The 24456-nt window shown below is 45.9% G+C and carries 15 protein-coding genes; 8 read left to right on the top strand and 7 right to left on the bottom strand.

Annotated features, from left to right (window positions below):
* Positions 1 to 98: 98 nt before the first annotated feature.
* The 5 genes from M0413_RS18545 (at position 99) to M0413_RS18525 (ending at position 9555) form a co-directional block, all read left to right on the top strand.
* Complete coding sequence (locus M0413_RS18545) at positions 99 to 2951, top strand: UvrD-helicase domain-containing protein (RefSeq protein ID WP_249555221.1); 2853 nt, start codon at positions 99 to 101, stop codon at positions 2949 to 2951.
* Between the two features lie 596 nt (positions 2952 to 3547).
* On the top strand, positions 3548 to 3928 hold the full coding sequence (locus M0413_RS18540; RefSeq protein WP_249555219.1) for a hypothetical protein: 381 nt from the start codon (positions 3548 to 3550) through the stop codon (positions 3926 to 3928).
* Positions 3925 to 6420: an Hsp70 family protein gene (locus tag M0413_RS18535; protein WP_249555217.1), complete on the top strand. Its 2496-nt coding sequence runs from the start codon at positions 3925 to 3927 to the stop codon at positions 6418 to 6420. Before M0413_RS18540 ends, M0413_RS18535 begins: the two co-directional genes overlap by 4 nt.
* A gap of 3 nt (positions 6421 to 6423) precedes the next feature.
* Complete coding sequence (locus M0413_RS18530) at positions 6424 to 7893, top strand: ATP-binding protein (RefSeq protein ID WP_249555215.1); 1470 nt, start codon at positions 6424 to 6426, stop codon at positions 7891 to 7893.
* Between the two features lie 12 nt (positions 7894 to 7905).
* Complete coding sequence (locus M0413_RS18525) at positions 7906 to 9555, top strand: hypothetical protein (protein WP_249555213.1); 1650 nt, start codon at positions 7906 to 7908, stop codon at positions 9553 to 9555.
* A 48-nt stretch (positions 9556 to 9603) separates the two neighbouring features.
* Here the strand turns inward: M0413_RS18525 and M0413_RS18520 are convergent, their stop codons facing one another.
* A complete protein-coding gene (locus M0413_RS18520; RefSeq protein ID WP_249555211.1) occupies positions 9604 to 9918 on the bottom strand; it encodes a hypothetical protein in 315 nt (104 codons plus the stop codon).
* Positions 9919 to 9939: 21 nt separating this feature from the next.
* On the opposite strand from M0413_RS18520, the gene M0413_RS18515 reads away from it, so the two are divergent.
* Entirely contained in the window at positions 9940 to 10320 is a 381-nt protein-coding gene (locus M0413_RS18515; protein WP_249555209.1) for a hypothetical protein, read from the top strand.
* A gap of 48 nt (positions 10321 to 10368) precedes the next feature.
* Positions 10369 to 11814, top strand: a complete 1446-nt coding sequence (locus M0413_RS18510) for a peptidoglycan-binding domain-containing protein (RefSeq protein WP_249555208.1) — start codon at positions 10369 to 10371, stop codon at positions 11812 to 11814.
* A gap of 366 nt (positions 11815 to 12180) precedes the next feature.
* Here the strand turns inward: M0413_RS18510 and M0413_RS18505 are convergent, their stop codons facing one another.
* From M0413_RS18505 to M0413_RS18480, 6 genes are read right to left on the bottom strand one after another with little or no spacing between them, the layout of a single operon-like run.
* Positions 12181 to 12891: a M48 family metallopeptidase gene (locus M0413_RS18505; RefSeq protein WP_249555207.1), complete on the bottom strand. Its 711-nt coding sequence runs from the start codon at positions 12889 to 12891 to the stop codon at positions 12181 to 12183.
* On the bottom strand, positions 12891 to 15992 hold the full coding sequence (locus tag M0413_RS18500; protein WP_249555206.1) for a type I restriction endonuclease subunit R: 3102 nt from the start codon (positions 15990 to 15992) through the stop codon (positions 12891 to 12893). The genes M0413_RS18505 and M0413_RS18500 overlap by 1 nt, the downstream gene beginning before the upstream one ends.
* Entirely contained in the window at positions 15989 to 17884 is a 1896-nt protein-coding gene (locus M0413_RS18495; protein WP_249555205.1) for an ATP-dependent helicase, read from the bottom strand. The genes M0413_RS18500 and M0413_RS18495 overlap by 4 nt, the downstream gene beginning before the upstream one ends.
* Before the next feature lies 1 nt (position 17885).
* Entirely contained in the window at positions 17886 to 19703 is a 1818-nt protein-coding gene (locus tag M0413_RS18490; RefSeq protein ID WP_249555204.1) for an ATP-dependent nuclease, read from the bottom strand.
* Complete coding sequence (locus tag M0413_RS18485) at positions 19700 to 21043, bottom strand: restriction endonuclease subunit S (protein ID WP_249555202.1); 1344 nt, start codon at positions 21041 to 21043, stop codon at positions 19700 to 19702. The genes M0413_RS18490 and M0413_RS18485 overlap by 4 nt, the downstream gene beginning before the upstream one ends.
* Positions 21040 to 23502 carry an N-6 DNA methylase gene (locus tag M0413_RS18480; protein WP_249555200.1) on the bottom strand — a complete coding sequence of 821 codons (2463 nt, stop codon included), beginning with the start codon at positions 23500 to 23502 and terminating at the stop codon, positions 21040 to 21042. The genes M0413_RS18485 and M0413_RS18480 overlap by 4 nt, the downstream gene beginning before the upstream one ends.
* Positions 23503 to 24012: 510 nt before the next feature.
* On the opposite strand from M0413_RS18480, the gene M0413_RS18475 reads away from it, so the two are divergent.
* Complete coding sequence (locus tag M0413_RS18475; protein ID WP_249555198.1) at positions 24013 to 24288, top strand: hypothetical protein; 276 nt, start codon at positions 24013 to 24015, stop codon at positions 24286 to 24288.
* The last annotated feature ends 168 nt before the right edge of the window (positions 24289 to 24456 follow it).

The following is a 24456-nucleotide window of genomic DNA, read 5'->3' as shown; positions in this document are numbered from 1 at the left end:
CACTTTACTTAAAAAGTTTATACAGTTTGTAGTTACTAACACACAAAGTAATTCTACCAATATGTTTTTTCTGATCGCTCTTTCAAGAGTTCGTACTCATGTCTAGCGCAAATAACTGCCTGCAATTTAACCTGATTGGAAAATATTTTTTGCGCCGTAAAGCCCTTGCTTTAATCGATGATTCCCTAGTTATTATTGCTCAGAACGAACAAGTGTCTTCATGCTCGTTTAAAGATTGCAAACAGTTCGCAGTCTACGTGCCAGGGCTACTTGGTGGCGTGTTAACGATTTCCGTCGGCTCTAAGATTGAACAATATCGCTTTCTTTCTAAGCATCACGCAGAAGTTTTTGTAGCGTTACTCAATGGGAAGATTGCTGACTTTATCTGTGGCTATCTTTCTCAAGTTTTCCAAGATTTTAACTCTTTTGTTGTTAATCGTTATCCGCGTGATTCTTGGCTTGACCAAATAACAGCATTATGTGCTCAACTGGCGGGAAACTATAGTCAACAGCAGGCACTTTGGGATGCTCATTTGGCGCCAGATTTCATTACGCAGGTGAAAGAGATCGTACGTTTTCATCCTGTTCAGCCAGAGGCTATTCGCGAATACCATGAATCTCATCAACTCAAGAAGCGAAGCAGCTTTTTTGACCGTGTTGAATCCAATCCTTTGACTCATGAGCAACGCCTTGGCGTGTTGCGTTCCAATGATAAAAACATGGTGCTGGCAGCTGCGGGTACAGGAAAAACCTCGGTAATGGTTGCCAAGGCACTCGACCTTATCGATCGTGGGTTAGCTAAGCCGTCTGAAATCTTAGTTCTAGCGTATAACAAAACCGCTGCCGAGGAGCTTAAACAACGGCTCGAAGAAAAAGCAAAAAAGGGCGGTATTGAACTGCAGTCCTCGCCGCATATTTCAACCTTTCACGCTCTCGGTCGTAAATTGCTTCGTGAATGTGGCGTCCCTACCTACATGAGTGTGTTCACCGAAGATAATATCAAGTTAAAACAGTGGGTGACTGATTGGCTGACACGGTATTTGTTGTCTGACAACACTCGTATGCTGAGTTTTATCAGCTTGTTCCCAGAACCTGTAAATCCCTTTGATTTCAAATCTAACGATAATTATGAGCGTTATGTTCGGGACAATGAATTCCGCACCCTTAATGGAGAGAAGGTTAAAGGTTACCAAGAACTACAGATCGCCAACTTTTTGGTGATGAACGGCATCAACTATCGGTATGAACCACCATATGTGAGTAAGCGGCGGATTGAAATAGGGTTCGACTATCGACCTGACTTTCATGTTTGCGATACCCATGTATACATTGAACACTTTGGCATAGACCGGGAAGGTAAAACCCGACCTGACATAGACTACCTTGCTTACAACGAGTCCATGAAAAAGAAGCGGCTCCTCCATGCTGAATGTGAGACCCGTCTAATTGAGACCTTCCACTATGAATGGTTAGAAGGAACCCTAGAGTCCGGCTTGGGGCGAAAACTTGCGGATGAAGGTATTACACTAACACCGATAGACCTCAAAGAGATCTTCAAGAAACTGGAAGATGAAGGGCTGGTCGCAACTTGGAGTGATCTGTTAGTAAAGGCATTGCAAGCTATCCGGGTTGAACGTCTCTCTGATGAGGCGATTCACGATCGTTTAAAGCAATCAGGTATCGCTCAACCAAAAAAAATTGCCGATATTCTGGGATCTCTTCATCGGGGATATACCGAAGAACTTAAGAGCCAAAATGCGATTGATTTTGATGACATGATTATCCGAGCCACCGACGTGGTGAACGAAGCAAAATACACTCCAGAGTGGACCTACATCCTTGTAGATGAGTTTCAGGATATTTCAGCCGCTCGTATGGAGTTCATTGAGGCGCTCATTGATAAGGGGCCTTGCCCGACCTTAACAGTAGTGGGTGATGACTGGCAGTCTATATATCGCTTCTCTGGTGGCAAACTAGAACTGACAACACGATTTGGTAAGAAAGTCGGTAGCTATACCGAAACCAAGCTCCAGAAAACATTTCGCTATAACAACAGTATTGCGAATACAGCAGGTCAATTCATCATGGAAAATCCTGAGCAGTACAAAAAATATATCGAAACACATACTCAAGTCGATAGTTCGCAGGTGTATTTGCTGGATGATAAAGTGGGTAAGAAAGACGGTGTTTATGAGCGTGTTGAAGAGGTTGTACTGAAGATCCGCGAAAACGACTCAGTAGGTAGTATTGCGGTTATTGCGCGCTATAACTATTTGCTCAATGATGCAAGAGCCGTACTTAAAGCCAGCAAATTGCTGGATGGGGTTCACTTTTGGAGTTTTCACAAATCAAAAGGGTTAGAGGCGGACTATTGCATTTTGATTGGTTTTTTTCAGGGGAGAAGTGGCTTTCCGAATGAAAACCGAGATGAAGCGATTGTCGAGGCGCTTCTCCCCATGTTGGATTCGTTTAAACATTCAGAAGAACGCCGCCTATTTTACGTAGGCATAACACGGGCAAAGAAGAAATCCTACATAATTGCCGATCCGACAGCGCCTTCAGAATTTATCACAGAACTGCTGGCCCCAAAATATGACATCAATATTTTCTCCAAAGCGTTTCAGGAGCAATACCGCAAGATCTTCAAATGTCCCAACTGTGTAGATGGTTACCTACGTTTATTAAAGGGGCAATATAGTGACTTCTATGGCTGCAGTACCGGATTAGGCTGTAAGGTAGGTAAAGCAAGGGTTTGCATAAAGTGTGGCGCCCCCTCCGTTGATGGTCGTAGCGCAAGTGTGTGCAATAATACTGCTTGTCTGAACAGTTTTAGAATTTGTGAGCAGTGTGGGCGTCCGATGAAGCAACGTGAAGGCCGTTTTGGTAAATTTTGGGGGTGCTCTGGATACGGCATTAAAGATGATCAGTGCAAACATACTTTGAACAGTTGACTAATAAAATAATCGACTATGCCATTGCAAGTCAAATACGTGCGACCCGTTTGAGGTGGCTTGGCAATCTAGCGTTCAAACGTAGCATTGTAGTATACCCGTCTTATCATTTTGAGTTGGTTCACATGTAGGTATAACTTTATAGAACACCGTGTTTTTTAATGATATATCTACTCAATGAAAACCTAGTTGAAGGCTGTGACAAGCGAGGTGAACGCCAAGAACCATTGGTTAAGCTCATCGTCAGCTTAACCATATATGTTACTTTTTACTCATCAAAATCGCATACGCAGTATGATTGAATAACCTTGTTGGGGATATTAATGCCCATAAGTTTGCCTGCGATTCATTTGCTGAGGCAACTGCGGTAATTTTGGATTGTAGCAATGCCCTTTGAAGATCGATGCTGGGATCGTACACAAGGCGGCTTAAATCTATATGATTAGTAGTTACCAACATCGCTATAAAAGGCGGGAAATCAGTAATTTCACAGCGCCAGCATGATGATACTTATGTACTGCTGAAGAATATTTCAACAGCTCCTGAGCATTATGCCTAGAAAATGGAAGTTAATATGAACAAATTAGGAGAATAAAATGGCTAACTCTGAGCAAAACGCAATACCACCTGAGGCAATGCGAGAGGCTGTGATCACCATGGCTTTAGAATCTTGGCGCTTTGCCAGAGTATTTGAGCGCATGTTATTGAAAATCGATGCAGGTGAACAAAACCGATACAAAAGCCAGTTTCGGTGGTTCATTAAAAAAGTTGATGAAGCTTTGGAGTTGGCGGAATTGAGAATAGTCAATGTAGAGGGTCACCCTTTCGATCCTGGTATGGCAGCGACCCCACTGAATATCGAAGAATTTGATTCGAAGGATACCTTGATGGTTGATCTGATGCTTGAACCAATCATTATGGGTAAAGAGGGTTTGGTTAAGACAGGAACAGTCACTTTGAGGAAGATGGATCTATGAAAAATTATGTTGGCATTGATTTGGGGACAACTAACAGCGCAATTTGTTCCTATGACGGCTCCGAAACTCGCATTTGGAAAAGTCCTGAACAAAATGATGTGACACCATCTGCTATTTATATTGACCGTCGTGGCAATAAATATGTTGGAAAGCGAGCTTACGACTCTGCGCCGCATAGTCCAGACAACTCGGCGATGTTATTCAAGCGTGTAATGGGTACAAGTACACCAATTCAGCTATCGGCAGTAAATCTAACCAAGACGCCAGAGGAATGCTCCGCTGAAGTACTAAAAGTGTTGTTCGGGTACTTGCCAGAAGAAATTAGAAATGACCCGGATACGGGGACTGTAATAACTGTTCCAGCAGCATTTAACCAGATGCAGAAAGACGCAACAATGCAGGCTGCTAGTATGGCCGGCCTTGGTAATGTTGCACTTATGCAGGAGCCAGTCGCTGCAGTTATGAGCGTCATGCGTGCCCGCAATACAGATGGTATGTTTCTAATTTATGATTTGGGTGGCGGCACGCTCGATATTGCTATTGCAGAAAGTATTGGTGGAAGGGTAAATCTTCTTGCCCATGGTGGTATAGCCATGTGCGGTGGTCGGGACTTCGATAGAGTATTAGTCGATAATGTGGTTCGTCCTTGGTTACTTGAAAAGTTTGATCTCCCAGATGACTTTTCTGTAAACCCAAGCTTTAAATCACTCATCAGACTGGCTACCTGGGCTACCGAGCGAGCAAAAATTGAACTTTCAGCACGCGAGGAAGTTGTTATTAGTCTTTCAGAAACTGAAACACGAGTTAGAGATCTTAACGGAGATGAAATCTATCTCGACATCCAACTGAAACGTGAAACTTACGATAATTTGATTGCAGAGCGTGTAGCCGAATCGATTAGCTCAGCTCGCGAGGCCTTAAATAAAGCTGGACTATCTCCTCATGACCTTGAGAGAATTGTTTTCGTGGGTGGTCCAACCAATTATAAACCTTTGAGAGATAAGGTTTCTTATGAGCTTGGAATACCGGGAAACACTGATGTGAATCCGATGACAGCTGTGGCTGAGGGAGCAAGTCTCTTCGCTGAATCTATAGACTGGGGTTCCCAGAACCGATCACGCAAAAACACCCGAGGTCAAATCTCCTCCGGTGGAGGAATTGATCTATCTTTCAATTACATTGCTCGTACTCCGGATGTTAAAGCGAAGATAGCAGTGCTGCTTGCCGGGCAAGCAGCCTCAGGTTCAGAATTTCAAATTGATAGTGAAGATACTGGTTGGACATCGGGTCGTATGCCACTTAAGCATGGAACTACTCTTGACGTGACTCTGTCAAAGTCCGGCGAAAATACCTTCAAGGTATTTGTATTTGATGCTGTTGGTGGCCCACTTACATTGGAACAGGACAAAATTGTCATTACCAGAACTGCAGCAACCGTGGATGCAATTCCTGCCTCTCATTCTGTTGGTATTGAAGTCTTGGAGAAACTCGGTGGTCGCCCTGTGCTCGACTATCTGGTTCGTTCTGGTGATTCACTCCCTAGGAAGGGGAAAAAGATATTCAAAGCAGCTGAATCTTTAAAGTCAGGTGCATCTGGATCACTTAACCTGAAACTTTGGGAAGGTGAGATTGAAGATCCCATCACCGACAACCGCCCTATCGGTGTGTTAAAAATTTCAGGCTCTGATTTTGATGATGGAGTAATCCCCGCCGGAGCCGATCTTGAATGTGAATTTGAGATTTTGGACTCTGGAAACATAGTTATTGAAGTTTCAGTGCCCTGCATAGGCGGTACTTTTCATTCCGGCAGAAACTTCTATTCTCGACAGGAAGGACAGATTGACTACACAGCTGCTGCCGTCATGGTTGTTGAAGAAGGGGAAAGAACACTAAATCGTATTGATGAAATCAATAAGGTAGTGGATAACTCCAAACTTGAACAAGCAAGACAGAAGCTTGAATCTGCAACAGAACTCGATCCAGAAGAAGCAGAAAGTGAAAAGTCTCAGGAGGCCATGGAGAAAGTGTTCGAAGCACGAAAACTGCTAGCCCAAGTAAGAAAAGAGCACCTTAAAGAAATTCGACAAATAGACCTCAACTCAGTGGTGTCTTTTTTCGATCAATTAATCCGTGAACATGCTCGACCATCCGAAACTTCGGCTTTCGATAACTTAGTGAAAACTGCTCAGCGCTCAATCGATCGAAACGACAACGATTTTGAACACCACCTTGATGAACTTAGAAATAAAAATTTCGAAATCCTTTGGCGACAGGATTGGTTCGTGGTTGAGCGTTTCAAACATTTGGTTAGCTCCCCACATTTATTTGCAGACAAGCATCGTTTCGATGACCTTACCCAGCAAGGAATGCTGCTTATGCGATCCGATGACATTGAAAAACTCCGCTCCGTTGTAGCCGAACTTTCGATGATCCAGATAGGTGGAAGCACTGACAATGAGATGTTCGATGTGGCCAACATTATCAGGGGATGATTTATGGCGAAGGATTTATGGTTGCCTAAAGGGTTTGAGTTATCGGACGGTTCGAAAATCCGGTCGCTCCTCTATGCAGGAGACGAGTGGCAGATTTTCGATACCAACGGCTCGAACAATATCCTGCTCACACGTCCGGAACTGGCACGGAAGTGGGATGAGTTCGGTTTTCTCGACAGATCCCTGTTCGGGGAAGTCGCGTTAGGGAATGAATCATTCCGGAGCCTGAGCAGCCATAAAAAATACACTCTGGCGGCGGTCGAAAATGGGAAATCCCCAGAAAGCAAGGTCGATGCACTGGCCTTTGCCTTCGCCCTTAAAGAGTCTCGGAAATTGTCGGATGATGCCTCCTTCCATAATGCCGTTTATGTGGAACAGTACTCCAAACTGCTCCCGGCCTGGACGCTGACACCTCACGTCGATGATGAAGTTGTCTTGGGAACCTGGATCACCGGTGGGGTCGTCATCGCCACAGAATCCTTCCGGCGCTTGACCAACCTGACCGGCTGGATGCCCGCTGGTGATCTGGCGGAGATTGTAAAGGCGGCAGGATTTAGCGTACCAGCGGATGCGGGCTTACTGGCCAAGCGCAAGCCCGCCTCTCAAACCAAGAGCGACGCGAAGCTCGCTTTTGCCAAGGAGGCAGTCGAATCTGAACAGCCGAAAGCGCCCGAGGTACCGGCAGAGGCCAAAGTTTTCAAACTTCCAGGGCGACCACAGCTTGAGGAGTTCTTCAACGAACATATCATCGATATTATTTTTAATGCTGAAAAATACAGACAATTGGGTATCGATTTTCCATCCGCCGTTATTCTGCATGGGCCACCCGGCTGTGGAAAGACATTTGCTGTAGAACGACTCGTTGAATTTATAGATTGGCCTAGTTACTCAATTGACTCTAACAGTGTTGGCAGTCCTTACATTCATGAAACCAGCAAGAAGATTTCCGAAGTATTTGATAAAGCAATTGATGCTGCACCGTCCATTATAGTAATCGACGAAATGGAGTCATTTCTGTCGGATAGGCGATCAGGAAGCTCATCTGGATTGCATCACGTTGAAGAGGTAGCTGAATTTCTTCGGAGAATTCCTGAGGCTATTAAAAAAAATGTTCTGATCATAGCAATGACAAACCTGATCGAGATGATCGATCCAGCTATTCTCCGTCGGGGACGATTTGACCACATCATCGAAGTGGGTATGCCGTCGAGAGAAGAAGTTGCGTCGTTAATAGATTCGCTCTTGAGCAAACTGCCGAAAGCCGCTGATCTTAAAGTGGACGAGATCCTTGATGAGCTCACGGGTAAAGCGCTTTCAGATTCCGCCTTTGTCATACGTGAGGCAGCTAGGATTGCTGCCAAGACTGGAAAATCAGAACTAGATCAAGAGAGCATCTTAACTGCACTGAATAGCTTACCTAAAAATCAAGAAAAAAGTAGCAGGCGAATTGGGTTCGTCTGGGATGACAAATAACTGGAGGGGAGCATGGACCTTTTACAAAACCCTTTTCATATTTTAAATGCCAGTCCTCGAGACAATCGTCGACGAATCATGGAATTGGCAGACGAACGTAGTTTATTGCTAGATTCAAATCAATGTATGGAGGCTCGTTCGGATTTAACTAATCCTCGAAAAAGGCTATCGGCTGAAATTGCTTGGCTACCGGGTATTGGACCTAAACGTGCAGGAGAGCTCTTGTCACTTATCGAGTCTTCGCCAACAGATCTACTAGGCGTCGATAATCTGTCTTCAATTGCGCGGGCGAACCTGCTTGCATCAGGACTCTCTCGTTTGCCTGAGAACAACGCTGATGACGTTGCAGAGTGGATTCTAGATATCGCTTGGGCGTTTGAAGATTTAGGCCCCGATGAGCTAAGCGTAATAATCAACGAGGAGCGGGTAGTCTCTGGTTTCCCTGAAGTTGTGGACCTTTCAGCCGTTGAATCTGAAATTCAGGAACGGAGGAGACATTATCGCCAGATCATCAAGTCTGCCCTCGACAATCTTTCTCCAAAAGAGCTCGTAAAAGCAGTTACAATTGCCGTTGAATCCGCGACTGACGATGGGGAGGTGCACGGCCCCATTCTGATAGCCGATCTCATTGATTCGTATGAGGTGGAGGCACAGGGATTTCTTGACAAGGAAGAAGGGAACATAAGAGCTCTTGTCGAGAAACTGTGGGCAGCCGTCGATGCAGAACGGCCCGATTCCACATTGGCCCCCATGGTGAATCAGCTAATCCAAGTTGTTAAAAACTGGGACACAGTTGCTCAGCCGATACAGGTCAGCACAAAAAGTCGAGGGCTCGATCACGATGCCAGTCACCGCGTTGCCGGTCTGGTTCGTGGCCTGGCGATCCATATGTTCAACGAGCACGGCAAGCTCGATTTCTCGCAGCAACTCACGAACATGCTGCAGGAAGTATTCGCGGAGGTTGGTGAGGTTGCCGAACGCACCGCTGAGGACGCAGATGCACTTGGCGAGATAGCGGAGCAAAGAAAGCTAAGCCGGTTACTCGACCCGATTTCTGATCTTTGTAAAGCAGCGCTGGAGAGCTCTGAAAAGCAACCAACCTCTGCTGATAGGGAGGCGCAGAAAGTTATGAATACTGTGCCCCAGCTTATAGCGAAGTTGTCAGCATCAAAACCCGGTGCCGAAATTCTCTCGCAAGGCAAAGATGAGATTGCACTGACCCTGATGCATTGCGCAGTTGTTTACGGCAACAAAACGGAAAAGTGGAAGCCGTGCATTGCATTCCTTGAAGAGGCATTCAAGTACGCCAGTAGCCAAGAGGTAAAATCAATAATCCAGAAGAACCTCAGCACTGTTAGAGATAACGATAGGCTTTATGGGGACCTCATACCCATCACATCAGCTCCGAGTCTCCATACAATAAACGGGATTGGCACAACGATGTATGGTTCAACTGACCATGACCCTGCATCAGGAACGTACCTTTCTACCCATTATTTCGTATTTTTTGCAATACCCATTTTTCCGATAAGCAGATATCGGGTAATACCAACTGGTAACGGATACCGTTTTCTCGGAAAGGCTCCGCTACGGACATTTGATAAGTGGCACATTGCAATATCTCTGGGCCTGATTGCCTGGATGTTTATTAGCATGCAATGAACGAGAGCAACAGTATGGATAAAGACAACAAACGCGGATTCTCAGGTCTCAGTGATCTGACATCGGATACCGGGACTCTCCCACAGTCTCAGCCTCGTCAAACCAGTCCACTGCCATCAGCACCACAAATGCCGGTGTTCGCCTTGCTGGAGCTGACCAAATGGCCGACTCTTCCGGCTCCATGGTCGAGCATAGATTCTGGCGAGACCTCGGTCTGGGGGGATGTCTTCCTGACTTTTCAGAAGAAGCCGAAGACCGTTCTTGACCTCGCCATGGAAATGCAGGGGAAGAAGGCCGAGTACCGAGGGATGATCTATCACTACGCCATGTCAGTTTTTTTACCGTATCGACAGAAATCCTCATGGACCATCGCACCGACCGATTATGACTGTTGCCCTCGAGCAAGCCGATATGGGAATACTGGCCAAAATTCTCGGCTGCGAAGCTGGCGAGCTCCTTCAAGCAGAGGGTGGCAGCAAAATGGGACCGCTGATGATTGGTCTCTTTACCGGCGAGACACGATTGAACCTTGGTGATTATGAAGGCGACACAAGCCCACAGTCGGTCAAGCGGAGGTTTTTCGAAATCCTGGGTCGGCAGTTGGGAGTAAGCGGCCAGCCAAAGATGATAGGCGACCTGGCGCAGGCGCATGGGCATCCGGAAACGGGACTGCCCGCCAAAAAGAAAAACTCCGGATGCGCCCCGGTGATTCTCTTGTGCATTGGTATTGGCGGTCTGGGCGCTTGGGGGCTGACGTTCATATGAGGGAGCTCGGCATGAGATTTATGTGCGAAACGGAAGGGGTCGGTGTCCATGGCTGGTTATAACGACAAGAACAAAAAAGGCTTTTCAGGGCTCTCTGACTTGGCGTCCGAGGTCAGTGACATCAATGAGCCCATAAAGCCGGAGCCAAAAACGGAGGCTAAGCCATCAACGCCTAAGCAATCACCCCAGCCCCAGCGTGACACTTCGACTTCCGAACCCGAGCAAAAATCTACAAGCTCTCCTCCGCCTGTCGAAAAAGTAAACACTGGCAATAACGAGGGCGGCTCTGGCGGCAAATGGATTCTTGGCATTATCAGTGTCATCTTTGTGATCTGGCTGATTAATAATGTAGAGCAGAGCAACAAAAAGCCTTCATATACTCAGCCATCGTCGTCACAGAGCTACGGTTCCTCGAAGAGCACACCGGCTCCGGTTACTCAAACGCAAAGCAACACCCAAAGTGCCGGGCTGCAATATACAAAGCCTTCGGTCGGCTCCAATAACGTATTGTCCGTACCGGAAATTCGCTGGTGTATCCGCGAAGGCATTCGTATTGAAGCGATGCGCGACATCATTGATAACAATACGGGCATCGATGAGTTCAACCAAATCGTCAATGATTACAACAGTCGCTGCGGGAGCTACCGTTATCGCGAGGGTTCCCAGTCTCGAGCTGAACGTGATGTGGAAGCCTACAGAACCCAGATTGTCTCGGAAGCCATTCGCGAGGCCAAACAGCTGGGACGTTCCTATCAACCCTCCTATCCATCGGTTTCGCCAGGCGTATCGAGCAGCACCGCTCCCAAGAAGCCCAATGCCCAATACACCAGAGAGGCACAACAGCTTCTGACCGATCTCGGCTATGCCCCCGGTCCAGTGGATGGTGACTATGGCCGCCGGACAGCCGACGCGGTAAAGGCCTTTCAGCGTGATGCAGGTATCACCCAGGATGGTTGGATTGATGAAGATTTGCTGAGCACACTACGGAGAGCAAAGGCCGCTTATAAACAGCCAGCCTATCAGTCTGAGCCGCAGAGCCAGACAAGTTTGCAGCCGCGTTCCAGCACCCCTCCGGCTACTGCTACAGCTAAACCAAAAAACCTCTCCTACGAGGAACAGTCTAAGTACGATGCTTCACAGCGTCTTCGCAGGCTTGGTTATGATGTGGATTGGCGAACCAACTCTTTAACGGACATGCTCGATGCAGAATCTAGGATCGGTACGGCGAACCGCCTCGCCCGGCTCGGTTATAAGGTGGATTGGCGAACAAGCTCTCTGACGGACATGCTTGACGCAGAATCCAGGATCGGCACGGCGAACCGCCTTGCCCGGCTCGGCTATAAGGTGGATTGGAGAACAAGCTCTTTAACGGATATGCTTGACGCGGAATCTAGGATCGGTGCGGCGAATCGCCTCAAACGGAAAGGAATTTCAGTAGATTGGCGAAACTACTCGCTAACACAGTTGTTGAATATGGAGTATGGGCAGAACTGACCTGGGCCGTTTATATTTTCAACGGATTTTGTCAAGTCGCTATCTGGCGCAGCATCAGCGGAAATTTCGAAGCGAGATGATTCACGAATGCCTTGGACTTCGGAACACACTAAATGGCTCGTCGACACCGGCGAACGACTGAAAACTGCCGACGGCAAGGAGGTCGAGGTCTGGGAGTTCCGTCATGAGAAAAATGAGGCAGTGCTTTCGGCTTGGCGGCAAAACACGTCCAAAATCATTACTGCTAGGGTACAAAGATCGATTTCCGTCCGCCACCGGAATATTTAGTTTATACCAAACACAACTTTACCTTCAGAGGGGCTTCTCATAAGGCAATGAAAATATTGTGAGTGGACATATTGCGAGCTAATACCCCCACTTATCAAATGCTAAGGGCGTGCGGTTAAGTGTTCGGCGATACTCGGGCCATTTGGGCAAGTGTTGCTGCATCAGAGCTTTGAAGCGTTCGTTATGGTGGCGTTCAAGTAAGTGAATGAGTTCATGCACAATGATGAACTCAAGGCATTCTGGAGGCTTTTTCACGAGTTCGAGATTAAGCCAAATCCTGCCTGTGCTTGGATTACAGCTACCCCACTTAGTCTTCATCCGTTTAATGCCGACAAACGATGGTGTTACCCCAATTCGTTCTTGCCATTGCCGCATCAATGGCTCTAGGCGTTTGCGTAATATCTGTCGATACCAGTCCTGCAAAATAAGCTGACGTTTCTCGGTCGTAATCTCGGTTTTACTGGTAATAGCAATGCGACCGCCTTTGAGTTTAACACTTGGGCTGGATGACACATTGACATCGAGTCTGTAGCCGCGGCCCCACAGATAGTGAGTTTCGCCACTGCACATTTCGCGTTCGGATTGGCGAGGCTGTGCGGCAAAGTCGGCTTGTTGCTCGCGGATCCAAGCAAGGCGTTTCACCACTGCCATACGAATGGCGGTATCACTGAGTTGTAGCGGTGCCGATACCCGCACCTTACCCTCCGGTGGCAGCACCGAGATATGCAGGTTTTTAATCGGTTTGCGCTGCAAATTTAGCGTGATATTGCCAATGGTTATCTCTGGCATTAATGGTACTCTTTTTGCGCTTTGACCAAGTCCATTACTGCCTTAACATCCACCTTGTACTCAGCAGTTTCTTGTTGTACAGCCCGAGCGATTTCCTTCTCTTTGAATCGGTCACCCAACCAATCTGCTTTTTTAGTGTAACGTACGGCCGAGTCGATTTTTGTTACCAGCACTTCATCATTGCCAAAGTTATCAAACAGCGCCCGTTTGGCCATGGTATCCATAGCTTCAGGATAGGCTTTCGAGTTGTTACTCGCAGGGTATTTTACCTTCTTCGCCAGTTCTCGTACTTTTTCCAAATATTCCTGGTATGAGATCGCTTGCTGACGCCGCTGCTGGATGAGTTCATCCAGTAGTACCGACATCTGCTCGTAATACTTCGGGTTAACCGGGTTCTCATCGACTATGGTTTTACGCACGTTGTTTTCGATGGCTTCAGCCATGGCTTCAGGATTCTTTTTCATATCCTTTGGCAAGCCATCTAAGGCTTCGGCGCCTTTTTGCACAATCAGCTCAATCAGGCCCAACTCTTCAAAATCCATCAGGGTTTCGCTTGGGTCGGCGTCAATGTACAAATCAAGCATTTGGCGCATCGCCGGCTCAAACTGCTTCATGTCCACCACGTCACCGCTGGCGATTTTGATTTCATCACGCACCTTGCTGTAGTGTTCTACCTCTTGGCGAATAACATCGGCTTCGCCTTTGCTATAACCGGCCTGCGGCATCTCACTGGCGATATTGGTAAAGCAGCGAATAAGCTTGGACACGCTTTGGTAAAGCGTTAGACGTAGCGCCTCTTTTTCACTGAGCTCGTCTTCAAGCGCCCCTGGCTGACAGCAGAAATAATGCTGGTAATCAATTTGATGCTGGGGTGCTTTGACGGGCTCGCACAAGGTTTTCACGGCCTCAAGCGCATTGTCCAAATCATCTTTGGCCATCTTCAGCCGGTCTTTCAAAAGGCCCGCGACATCTTCTTGGTCATAGCCTTCAAAGGCTTCACTGGTGTAGTCGTTAACGGTTTTTTCCAGGCATTTAAATAAGTCTTTGTAATCGATAATGTAGCCATAGTCTTTGTCATCACCATCCAAGCGGTTGACCCGACAAATGGCCTGAAACAGGTTGTGGTCGGCCATCTTTTTATCGATGTACAAGTAAGTCGCTGAAGGCGCATCAAAGCCTGTCAGTAACTTGTCGACTACGATCAGCAGGCGCATTTGGCCTGGCTCTTCGATAAAGCGTTTTTTAACGATAAGCTCGAATTCTTCTACCCGTTTGGCGGCTTCGTCTTCCGATTGCTCAAAAAACTCGGCCAGCATTTTGCGGTAAATCTTGTACTTACTAAGCTTCTCGGTCGCGCCGGCACCAGTTTCTTCACCTTTGATTTCAGAGGCATTGGGCTGATAACTGGTGACAATGGCGCATTTACCCTGAAACCCTGCGTCGGCAAACATTTCATACACCTTACAGGCCTGATACACACTGGCACATACCAGCATGGCGTTACCGCGGCCTTCTTTGAGGCGGGGCTTGGTATCGAAATCCATCAAGATATCGCCGACAATCTGTTCTAGCCGTGCCCGACTGGAGAGCAGCTTTTGCATCGAGCCCCATTTTTGCTTGATTTGCAGCTTACCCAAACGCGATAAATCTTTGGTTTTGGCTTCAAACCATTCATCAACCTTCTTCTGCGACTTCACCCGCTGGTCGATATCACGCGCCTCATAACGCAAGTCGAGAACCACACCATCCGACACTGCTTCGTCAAACTTGTAGGTATGAATGTAAGTACCAAAGACTTCAACAGACTTTTTCTTGTCCTGCTTCATCAATGGTGTGCCGGTAAAACCGATAAATAGCGCATTCGGCAGAATGCTCTTCATGGCTTCATGTAACAGGCCCGATTGGGTGCGGTGACATTCATCGACAAATACAAATATGTCACCTTTAGGCGAGAAATCAGTCGGCAGGCTTTTCTTCATTTCACTGATAAAATCGTCGGCATTGACCGTCGATTCGTCATCATCCTCACTGTGACGACCAAATTTATGCACCAGCGAACACACTAACCACGGGTTCGGTTTGTTGAGTTTATCCACCAAATCGGCACCGCTTTTACTGCGGTAAATTTTCTCATCTACGCCAGAGAACACCTTCTCAATTTGTTCATCAAGTTCAGTTCGGTCGGTCACCACCAACACGCGCGAATCGCGCACGTTTTCGCGGATCCACTTGGCAAGCCATACCATGGTCAAACTTTTGCCAGAGCCTTGCGTGTGCCAAATAATGCCGCCTTCACGTCTTGCAATAAATTTCTTGGCGGCTTGAATACCAAAATACTGGTTGTGCCGGCAGGTCTTTTTACGGCCAGCATCAAATACCATAAAATCGTGGATAAGTTCTAAAAAGCGCTTCTTTTGGCAAATGCGGCTGATGTGGAAATCCAAAATGTATTCATAAGGATTCACGCAGTCTTCTTTCCATTCCAGATAGTGCTTGGAAGATGTTTCAATGGTGCCATAACGCAGACCCTGGGTATCGTTGCCGGCCATCACCAGCTGCATCGTGGTGAAAAAGTTGCGGATAAAGTCTTTTTTCTGATTATCTAGGTTTTGTGCAATGCCTTCAAATACCGACACTCTGGAGCTTTTAAGCTCAATAATTCCTAGCGCAATACCGTTTACGTAAAGCACTAAATCTGGGCGTTTTTTGTTTTCACCTTTAACGGAGACTTCTTCGGCGATGGCAAAGTCGTTTGCTGCTGGGTTTTGCCAGTCAATTAGCCAAATGGTTTGGTTTTGCTCACCGGCACTTTCTTTGTCTTTCACGCCGTAGCGCAGCAGTTGGTAGACATCTTTATTGGCGTAATACAGATGTTTCCCTTCACCCAAGCTTGCCGCTTTGTCCAGTTGACGCAGTGCGCGGGCAATCAGCGCAGCCGAGACATCTCGCTCGCTTAGCCATTTACTCAGAATACTTTCTTCGATATTGCGGTTATTGGCGCGGTCTTTCCAATCGCCTAAATAGCGGTAGCCAAGTTCTTGGCTAAAAAGCTTGATGACCCGTTGTTGGGTGAGTTTTTCTTTTTGGCCAACGTCTGTCATGACTCGATTTCCATCACAAAGCGAGATTTTCGCTGAAACTTTCTATCTCCCCAAGGCATCATTCTTTGTTTCGGATAGGAGACGTAGAGCCACCTCTTAGCTCTTGTAACAGCGACGAAAGCGTTATTTCTCTCTTCATCCAGCTCCTTTGCAGTATTTGCTCTATAGTCTGGAAAAACACCTTCACACATGCCGATTAGAAACACGATATCCTTTTCTAATCCTTTCATGGTGTGCACTGTGCTCAAGGTTAAACCATCATCAAGAACATTATCGGAAAGTTGGCCAAGGGCTAATGCATTACGAAATGCCACCAAGGAATCGCCCAGTCCTTTTCTCTTGAAAAAGGTCCAGGTGCGATTGAATTCATTTAGTTCTTCTAAACTCAATTTCACGTCTTCTACTCTGTCGTCCGAAGCTCGATTCTGACTCTCAACCAACCCGGATAAGAGAGCATTAAAGTCTTTAACTAGTTTTGGAAGCTTCGGATTATCTACTTCTAGATTGTCAATCGCTAACAGCAACTTTTGTAATATCTCAGAATAGTCGTCAGCGGATGTTGATAGTTGCGCGGCCAATTCTTGCAAAACATTTTCGGACCATTGTTTAGGCTCAGAAATGCCCAACACCTGACACAATTTCTTTCCATCTACCCAGTCTTTCGAGTTCAACTTAACCCGTAAGGCGTAGTCCAAAGCCTTACCAAATCGAGTCGATGGTTCAAGCTGTCTCTCACCCTTTCTTAATGAGTAAGGTATTGAATTATCTCGCAGGCACTTCTCAAGTTTTGAAAAAACGAATCTATTCCGACCAATCACCACCATATTGGCAAGCGATATTTCACCTTCAATCTCATGATGTACTTTTAAATCCAAAAGATACCTAATGGTTGCAACAATGGCCTCTGCTTCATCTTCTTCCGAATCGAACTCTGAAACCTTAATGCCGCCCTCCAAGGCGTAATCTATTTCTGCCTGAGATCCCGGTCGCAACTTGTTTGCCGCACGAATGACAGCCTTAGCACTGCGGTAGTTCTCCTTTAACTCAAAATGCTGAGGTGTAAAATCATTGGTAAAATGTAAGCAAAGATAGTCTTTTGATGACCCATTAAATCCATAAATCATTTGGTTTGGGTCACCAACCATTAAAATACTTTTTATAGCTTCACCACAGAGAACCTTGATGAACTCATATTGAGATTTGTTGAGGTCTTGAGCTTCGTCAACGCAGACATGTTTATACTGTGATCGGTATATTTTTGCGATCCAATCATGGTCTATCAGGATTTTACGCGCGTAAACCAAGATGTCGTCATAATCAATCCCTCCACTGTTCAACAATGCCGCTTGATAATCTTCAAAGATATTCCAGATATTGTTGTTAGGATATAACTGAGTAACTTCAGGTTCAGTGAGTAATTCACGTTTAATTTTCGAAAATATATCCATGTAGGATTGTAGATTTCTTTCCCTATTTTTTAACTCTTTTGAATCTGAAATATTCAAATAGGCATCTATATCAATCCCATCTTCACGCAATGACTGCATAAAGACTTCCATACGGTCTTTGTCTCTGTCATATATATGTAACTCAGAGGGTAAGCCAACAGTATGCCCGTATTTTTCCAATATCCTTTGTGCAACCGAATGAATCGTTGAAATCCAGGCTCTTTCGTCAATCAGATCACAGTCACTTAAGCGTGAGCTCATTTCATCAGCTGCTTTGTTTGTGAAGGTAAGCGCAATAACGCCCTCTTTGCGGGTGTTCCCTAAAATATATCGGACACGCTCTGTCAACACACGTGTCTTACCTGATCCAGCTGAAGCAAGCACTTGAATTGCAACATTCAAAGGAGCTTCGACTATCTGGCGCTGGGCATTTGATAGATTCATCTTAGACTCCAGACTCTATTTTTTTGAACAATTCAACGACCTTTTTAGGAAGCCTCTCTTTTGGCAGCTTTGACAGGTTTTGAGAAATGGCTATTGCATACTGTGGCTTACTTGCATCCAGAACATCGAGGATCGCTCTAACTCGTCCATCAACACCGAAATAATCTCTGTTTACATCTTCAAAAATAGGTTGCTTACAAGTCAAACAGTCTGGTTTATCAGTCTTAACTCGTTTTAGAGATGTACCTTCGCGCTTTTTAATCCATTTATCCAGTGCATCATTTCCCGCAACTTGCTGAATAGTCTCTTCAATAAGAGCTTGATAGCCTTGACCTAACAAATAACCCTCAAAATCAGTCCCATCAAGTATTGTGATATTAGGAGCGTTTTTGATGTCTGTTGGGCCAAAAACTTTTTCATAGTTCTTTTTGAGTTCTTTGATAGTTTGTTCTTCGCCGTCACTAAAAATGAAGACTGGGATATTTAGATCTTTTGCCAAGATAAAAAATGGGCGGTATTTAGCTCCTGACCCATTAACTCCTACGAAGTTTATACCTAGTGTAAATGGGTGCGTACCAGTATAAGATTCAAACAGTTCGGGCAGAGCTTGCTCTTCGGTCTCTCCTTCGGATAAAACGATAGCTTTAGAGAACAAAAGTTCACCACGAGAATGTACTACCTCTCTTTTTAATTTCCTTAGGTCGTCATTTTCGAATTCGGCTCTAAGCTGATATACCCGAACTAAATTATCCGCCTTACTTAGGTATTTTATTTCATGCAGATCAGCCAACCCAGCAATATATGGAGAATGAGTACTTATTATTACTTGGCCAGGCACATCAATGAGCTGTCTGTATAATGTTCTCTGAGCATTTGGGTGAAGGTGAGCTTCCGGCTCCTCAGCAGCAATAATTGGAAAAAAAGGCTCAGCTTGCTCTTCGTGATTTTTTGTTAAGAGTTCGGTGAAGGCTTTAACGGTTAACATGGATGCCCAACTGCGCGTGCCCATACCGTGATATTCCATGGAGAATGAGCTTTTCTCAGACTCGCCAAAATTCACACTAAATCGCTTTGAAAGATCGCGAATTTTCTTGGGGAATGGGGTTAATTCTGTTTGCCCCGAACCTTCAAATGACTGATTGAGATTGTCTAAATGTGTTTTTAACCGTTTGAGTGGCTCGCTCTTGTTGATAGCTTCTTTATTGATTGCAGCTACCATACGTTCCAGCTCAGCAACATCTTCGTCGTTGTACTCAACGCTAGAGAGCACACGACCGACAAAAGAAGATTTTTCTTTTAATTCAGTATGTATATCTCGCTGTGCATCAATCGGAATAAACGGTACTGACTCCAGTCGCTTTCCAAGCTTCTTCTTGAAAATTACCTTTTCCCACCCCGCATGTTCAGGCCAAGTTTCCATCTCGTATCTATCGATGATGTATCCACCCTTTACCCGATCAGGTTTTGCGGTAGTTCTAATTGCCACGTACTGCTTGCCATCAGCCTCAGCCTGAATTTTAGCTCCAAACTCCTGCTGCCATTGCTCTGAAAATTCATTAGATCTATTTTCACCTTTTACGGGTATCAATCGGATATCGACAATGATGTAATCTTGCCGTTTACCGTCTGTGCCAATATGGAAATCTTCATCTGTTAAGTAACGCGAATAGTCACCTATGGCTAATTGCAATGCTTTTATTACTGATGTTTTGCCAGCATTATTCTGCCCTAAAAGGACAGTAACTCTCGGTAAGGTTATTTCGATATTAAATATGCCTCGAAAGCCACATATTCGAATAAAATCTATCTGGATACTCATATCGTTTCACTCCTTTGAATTAGTCTCGTCTTGCCTGTCAACAGCTCTTGCATCATGCCTTGTTTGATTTGGCGGGTTTTGGTGAGGTGTTGCTCAACAGATTGAATTTCTTTATCCATGTCTCCCAGAATAGTTGCGATCGCGTTTTGTTCTTCTTTAACTGGTAACAGCATTCTCATGTCAGCAATCATCTCTCGACGCACAGAATCAACTGATGACTTTGCTGTCATCGACATGATGCGATCATAAAAATAGTTGCTGAAAAATATGTAAAAGAAATATCCGTCAACCCTTTCACCGAAGTTATACATTAAATAAACGCGTTGATGGAAATCGAATTTTCCATTTATGTAATGGAAAATCTTTCCTGTTCCTACGCCATCACCAGCGGTTAAGACAGCTTCTCCATCAAAAGAAAATGAATTGATTCTTTCAATCGTTTGAGAACGTACAAAAAAAGGATACAAGCCCTCTTCAATCTTATCCTGAGTATTTCTGCAACCCGTGGTGATTGAAACTAAATTACCAATAGACTCAACTTCCCAATCCTCTGGGATTTCGCCGAGTTCGCTGGGTTTGTAGCCTTTTTTGCGGCCGTCGGGGTGGTGGGCACTCTTTTCAAAACCAAAGGGTGGCAGGCGGGTGCGGCCGGTGAGCAGTTGTTGCATGGTCGCCGTTTTAATCGCCTGCTTTTTCGCAATCAGCTTTTCCAGTTCCTGAATTAACGCATCCACATCCGATAAGGCATTGGCTATGGCAGTTTGTTCATTGAGAGTTTTTGGTAATGGAACTTTATATTGTCTGAGACTGCTAACCAAAACATTCGGCTGACTCGAGGTCGCATTAAATTTTTCAACCTCTTTCTCGGCAAATGAACTAGTCAAGTAATGTGAAAGAAACTCAGACTTAACCCTAGATGCATCTGGTGTAATTCGCGCTATATTCTGTTGAATGTGGTAAGTATCATCTTCATAAATAACTGCTGCATTGCCAATTGTCCCCACGCAAGGATAAACGACATCACCTTTAGTGAGCCTAGATCTTTTGAGTTTACGAGATAACTTATCTGAAATCCGAACTATATCTCTGAGATTAATTTTATTCTTTTCTATGTTGAATCCCCGCAATGCAATAATCTCGCCGCTCGGAGATTCACGCCACACACTTGTATATTCAGCTCCTGCTAGCCGTGAGATTATTGATACTGCACCAAGTTCAACTAATTCCCAGTCTTTTGGGATTTGACCAATTTCGGTCTTTTGAAAATTTGAGCTATCTAGATGTTTTGTATCGTGAGGGTTAACACTATTTACTTTGATAGTTTGCATAAGTTCAATCATAAAGAGAGCTCCAAACCCATCGCCTTTAAATGCTCAGCTACCTTGGCACTTAACACATCAACCGACTGACTAATCAGCGGCAATGGCTCGGCGTAGCGCTCTTCCAAATCTTTGACACGGCTGGCCAATTGCTGGCCCATGCGTTCAATTTCGGCCTGAATACTGGTTTGCAGCGTGGCTTGCCATTTATCTTGTACCAATAAAGCTTTTACTTCTGCAGTGGTGAGCGTGGCGTAGCGTTTAAATACCAATAGGTCGAGTTTGTCTTGCTGTTCTTTCACTGCTTTCTTGCTGCTACCTTCGCTATCAAATAGGCGCTGCACTTGTTGCAGGGCTTTGCGCTCGTCCGGGTCTGATGCAAGTTTTAAACGTGCCTTAACGGAAGCAGCGGTGACTTTGTCTTTGTCATTCAGTGCATCAGCGAGCAGGCCGTCTTCAGCGCTGTGCTCTTCAATATAACTCTCCAGCTCCTGGCTGATGCTATCGAGCTCGCTTTGCAAGCGGTCGAGTTCGGCTTGCTCCGCTGCAAAAAAGCGTTTCACCAATAAGGCTGGTGGCAGTAGTTCTGCTTTGTATTTGGCTTTGCCGATAACTAAATCCGGTACTTCTTTACTAGCTTTGGCATCGCCTTTTGCGGCAATCAGTTCACGCAGCTTTTTGCCCGCGTCCCAGCCATCTTGCACCAACACATAGACATCGTCTTGCATGGTGTCTTGCCAATAATCCATCAGCAGCTGGTAGACGTCGTATTTGCTAAGTAGCGGTATATTGTCGTAAGCCGTTAACAGCGCTTCGCTAATACGATGGATCAGCGCTTTAGGCAGCTCACTCCCATCAATGCTATCGAGCGCACTTGCGCTAAACCATTGCTGAAATGGTGCGACCGCCATGCTGGCAAAGGCGGTAAATTCAGGGTGCTGTAAAATGGTTGATTTCACATCGCGGGCAACGACTTTGGCGTTTAAATAACCTGCACGCTGCGGGGCGAATAAAGTCGCGCGTAAGCTCGGTAGCACTTGCCAGTAATTGTCGAGTGCGGCGACGTCACGCTCTGGAATACCACCGGCTAAATGGGCGGATAAATCGTGTAAGTCTTCGCCTTCGCTGCTGTCGATGTAACGCGGGATATTCAGGTTGTAGTCGTTCCCGGCGATTTCTTTTAACGCTACTAAACGGCTGAAGCCTTTAAGTTCCAGCTGTTTGGTAAAGACATCAACGATTTTATGAATGTCTTGTGCGCGCAGGCGGTTTTTATTGCCGTCTTTGGCAAAGCCTTTGCTGGCATCGACCATAAAAATGCCGCCTTCGGTTTTGCCAAGGTCGAGCGGGTCTTTCAGCATCCGGCTTGCGGCCGATTCTTTATCAATGACGATAATACAGGCGGGAATACCGGTGCCGTAAAACAGGTTGGCCGGCAGACCAATAATGCCTTTGATATAACCTTGTTTCAGCAGGTTTTCGCGGATGCGAGCTTCGGCATTGCCGCGGAACAACACACCATGCGGCAGAATGACCGCGCCTTTGCCGGTGCTTTTTAAGCTTTTGATGATGTGCAGCAAAAAGGCGTAGTCGCCGTTTTTCTCTGGTGGTATGCCCCAGGTAAAGCGTTTAAATTCGTCGTGTTCGGCATTGATGCCGCTGGTCCAGTTTTTGTTGGAAAACGGCGGGTTGGCCACGGCAAAGTCGAAGGTTTTCAGCTCGCCGTTGGTATCTTTCCAGAATGGCGCAGCCAGCGTGTTGCCTTTGGTTATTTTGGCGGTGACGTTGTCATGCAAAATCATGTTCATACGGGCCAAGGCGCTGGTGGCGTTATCCATTTCCTGACCAAAAATCGACAAGCCGCGCGGCGCTTCGTCATTGGCTTTAAGCAGCAAAGAGCCTGAGCCACAGGTTGGGTCGTACACTGAGGTGCTGGGCATGGCATCGGCTGGAATGCCTATCACTTTGGCGAGTATTTTTGAGACTTCCGACGGGGTATAAAACTGGCCCTTGGATTTACCTGATTCAGTCGCGAAGTGGCGCATCAGGTATTCGTAGGCATCGCCTAATAAATCATCGCCATCGGCGCGGTTGCCGGATAAATCTAAGCCTTCAAAAATGCCCACCAGCTTGGTTAAGCGATCGACCATTTCCTTGCCTTTGCCGAGCTTGTCTTCGTCGTTAAAGTCGGCAATGTCGATCACGCTTTTTAAATCGTTTTCTTCGGCCAGTTTGGCAATGATTTTGTTAATGCCTTCGCCGATATCGGGCTTGCCCTTGAGCGCGACCATGTCTTTGAAATCGGCCCCGACGGGCACGTCAATCATGGCGGTTGGATCATTTTTGGCTTTGTCGGACACGTACTTCATAAACAGCATGGTCAGTACGTAATCTTTGTATTGAGAGGCGTCCATACCGCCACGCAGCTCGTCGCAGCTGGCCCACAGGGATGAATAGAGTTCAGTTTTTTTGATTGCCATGGTGACTGCGTATTCCCTTAACAAAACTTGGGCCGATGCAGGATATCGTGGCACCGGCTTGCGAGGATGGGGTAAGTGCGCATACCTTACCAGCAAAATGGTACTCGGCGAAGCGTGAGCGTGGCAAGCTGTTTGGTTAATCAACAAATTTGTTGGATGCCGGGGGGCTGTGAGCGAATAACGAAGATAGATGGCATAAAGTAAGCGCTTCACTCAAATTGGGATACAAGGCTGCTAAGAGGCTTAATCCATTAACAGTCGATTCGCCTTAGCGACGAATATCCACTCTGATGAATTGCTTTATCTCATGCTAATGATTTCAACATGTTGACTTTCTGGATGTTTTTTCTACAACGCTCAGGCTTTATCTGTTAACTGTAATGGCATATATCACAGCTGGTCTTGGGGCACCGTCTCCAAGATGAAAGGTCGCTTTATTTCGGGTTATGCCGATGGTTTGAATAAACCAGAAACACCTATTGATCTTAAAGATGATGCCGCCTAGGAGGCTTGAGATTTCTTAGCGCAACACTCAGAGACAAGCAACGTTTGGATAAAGTCGCTAAGCTAATTGAAGGGTATGAGTCTCAGAACGGCATGGAACTACTGTCAACGGTTCATTGGGTTGTGACACAAGAGTCTGATGCTGCTCTGTCTGCTGCAGAGTTGGTTCAGCGAGTACATAGCTGGAATGCGAGAAAAGCCGCAATGAAACCGGCTCATATTCTTGCTGCATGGGAACGCTTAAGCGCACAAGGCTGGCTGCAGTTAAAAGTACAAGTTTAAAATCAAGACGCTTCAGCTTAGAGAGATAATAGCCTTCATTTTGAAGGCTTTTTTATGTCTATTTTGTGTAGAAAAATAATCATGTAATTTATTACGTAAAATTACATCATAAATGTAATTGAATTTTTTGAGTGTTATTTTAGATTAATGGCCTAACTAACGAGAGAG

Source organism: Shewanella sp. 8A (assembly GCF_023475945.1).
Taxonomy (GTDB): Bacteria; Pseudomonadota; Gammaproteobacteria; order Enterobacterales; family Shewanellaceae; genus Shewanella; species Shewanella xiamenensis.
This window is presented reverse-complemented; position numbering and strand designations above follow the sequence as displayed.

What these genes read in the sequence shown, in the direction of transcription:
- M0413_RS18545 (WP_249555221.1), top strand. Translation starts at nt 99, where the DNA reads ATGTCTAGCGCAAATAACTGCCTGCAATTTAACCTGATTGGAAAATAT.
- M0413_RS18540 (WP_249555219.1), top strand. Translation starts at nt 3,548, where the DNA reads ATGGCTAACTCTGAGCAAAACGCAATACCACCTGAGGCAATGCGAGAG.
- M0413_RS18535 (WP_249555217.1), top strand. Translation starts at nt 3,925, where the DNA reads ATGAAAAATTATGTTGGCATTGATTTGGGGACAACTAACAGCGCAATT.
- M0413_RS18530 (WP_249555215.1), top strand. Translation starts at nt 6,424, where the DNA reads ATGGCGAAGGATTTATGGTTGCCTAAAGGGTTTGAGTTATCGGACGGT.
- M0413_RS18525 (WP_249555213.1), top strand. Translation starts at nt 7,906, where the DNA reads ATGGACCTTTTACAAAACCCTTTTCATATTTTAAATGCCAGTCCTCGA.
- M0413_RS18520 (WP_249555211.1), bottom strand. Translation starts at nt 9,918, where the DNA reads ATGAGGATTTCTGTCGATACGGTAAAAAAACTGACATGGCGTAGTGAT.
- M0413_RS18515 (WP_249555209.1), top strand. Translation starts at nt 9,940, where the DNA reads ATGACTGTTGCCCTCGAGCAAGCCGATATGGGAATACTGGCCAAAATT.
- M0413_RS18510 (WP_249555208.1), top strand. Translation starts at nt 10,369, where the DNA reads ATGGCTGGTTATAACGACAAGAACAAAAAAGGCTTTTCAGGGCTCTCT.
- M0413_RS18505 (WP_249555207.1), bottom strand. Translation starts at nt 12,891, where the DNA reads ATGCCAGAGATAACCATTGGCAATATCACGCTAAATTTGCAGCGCAAA.
- M0413_RS18500 (WP_249555206.1), bottom strand. Translation starts at nt 15,992, where the DNA reads ATGACAGACGTTGGCCAAAAAGAAAAACTCACCCAACAACGGGTCATC.
- M0413_RS18495 (WP_249555205.1), bottom strand. Translation starts at nt 17,884, where the DNA reads ATGAATCTATCAAATGCCCAGCGCCAGATAGTCGAAGCTCCTTTGAAT.
- M0413_RS18490 (WP_249555204.1), bottom strand. Translation starts at nt 19,703, where the DNA reads ATGAGTATCCAGATAGATTTTATTCGAATATGTGGCTTTCGAGGCATA.
- M0413_RS18485 (WP_249555202.1), bottom strand. Translation starts at nt 21,043, where the DNA reads ATGATTGAACTTATGCAAACTATCAAAGTAAATAGTGTTAACCCTCAC.
- M0413_RS18480 (WP_249555200.1), bottom strand. Translation starts at nt 23,502, where the DNA reads ATGGCAATCAAAAAAACTGAACTCTATTCATCCCTGTGGGCCAGCTGC.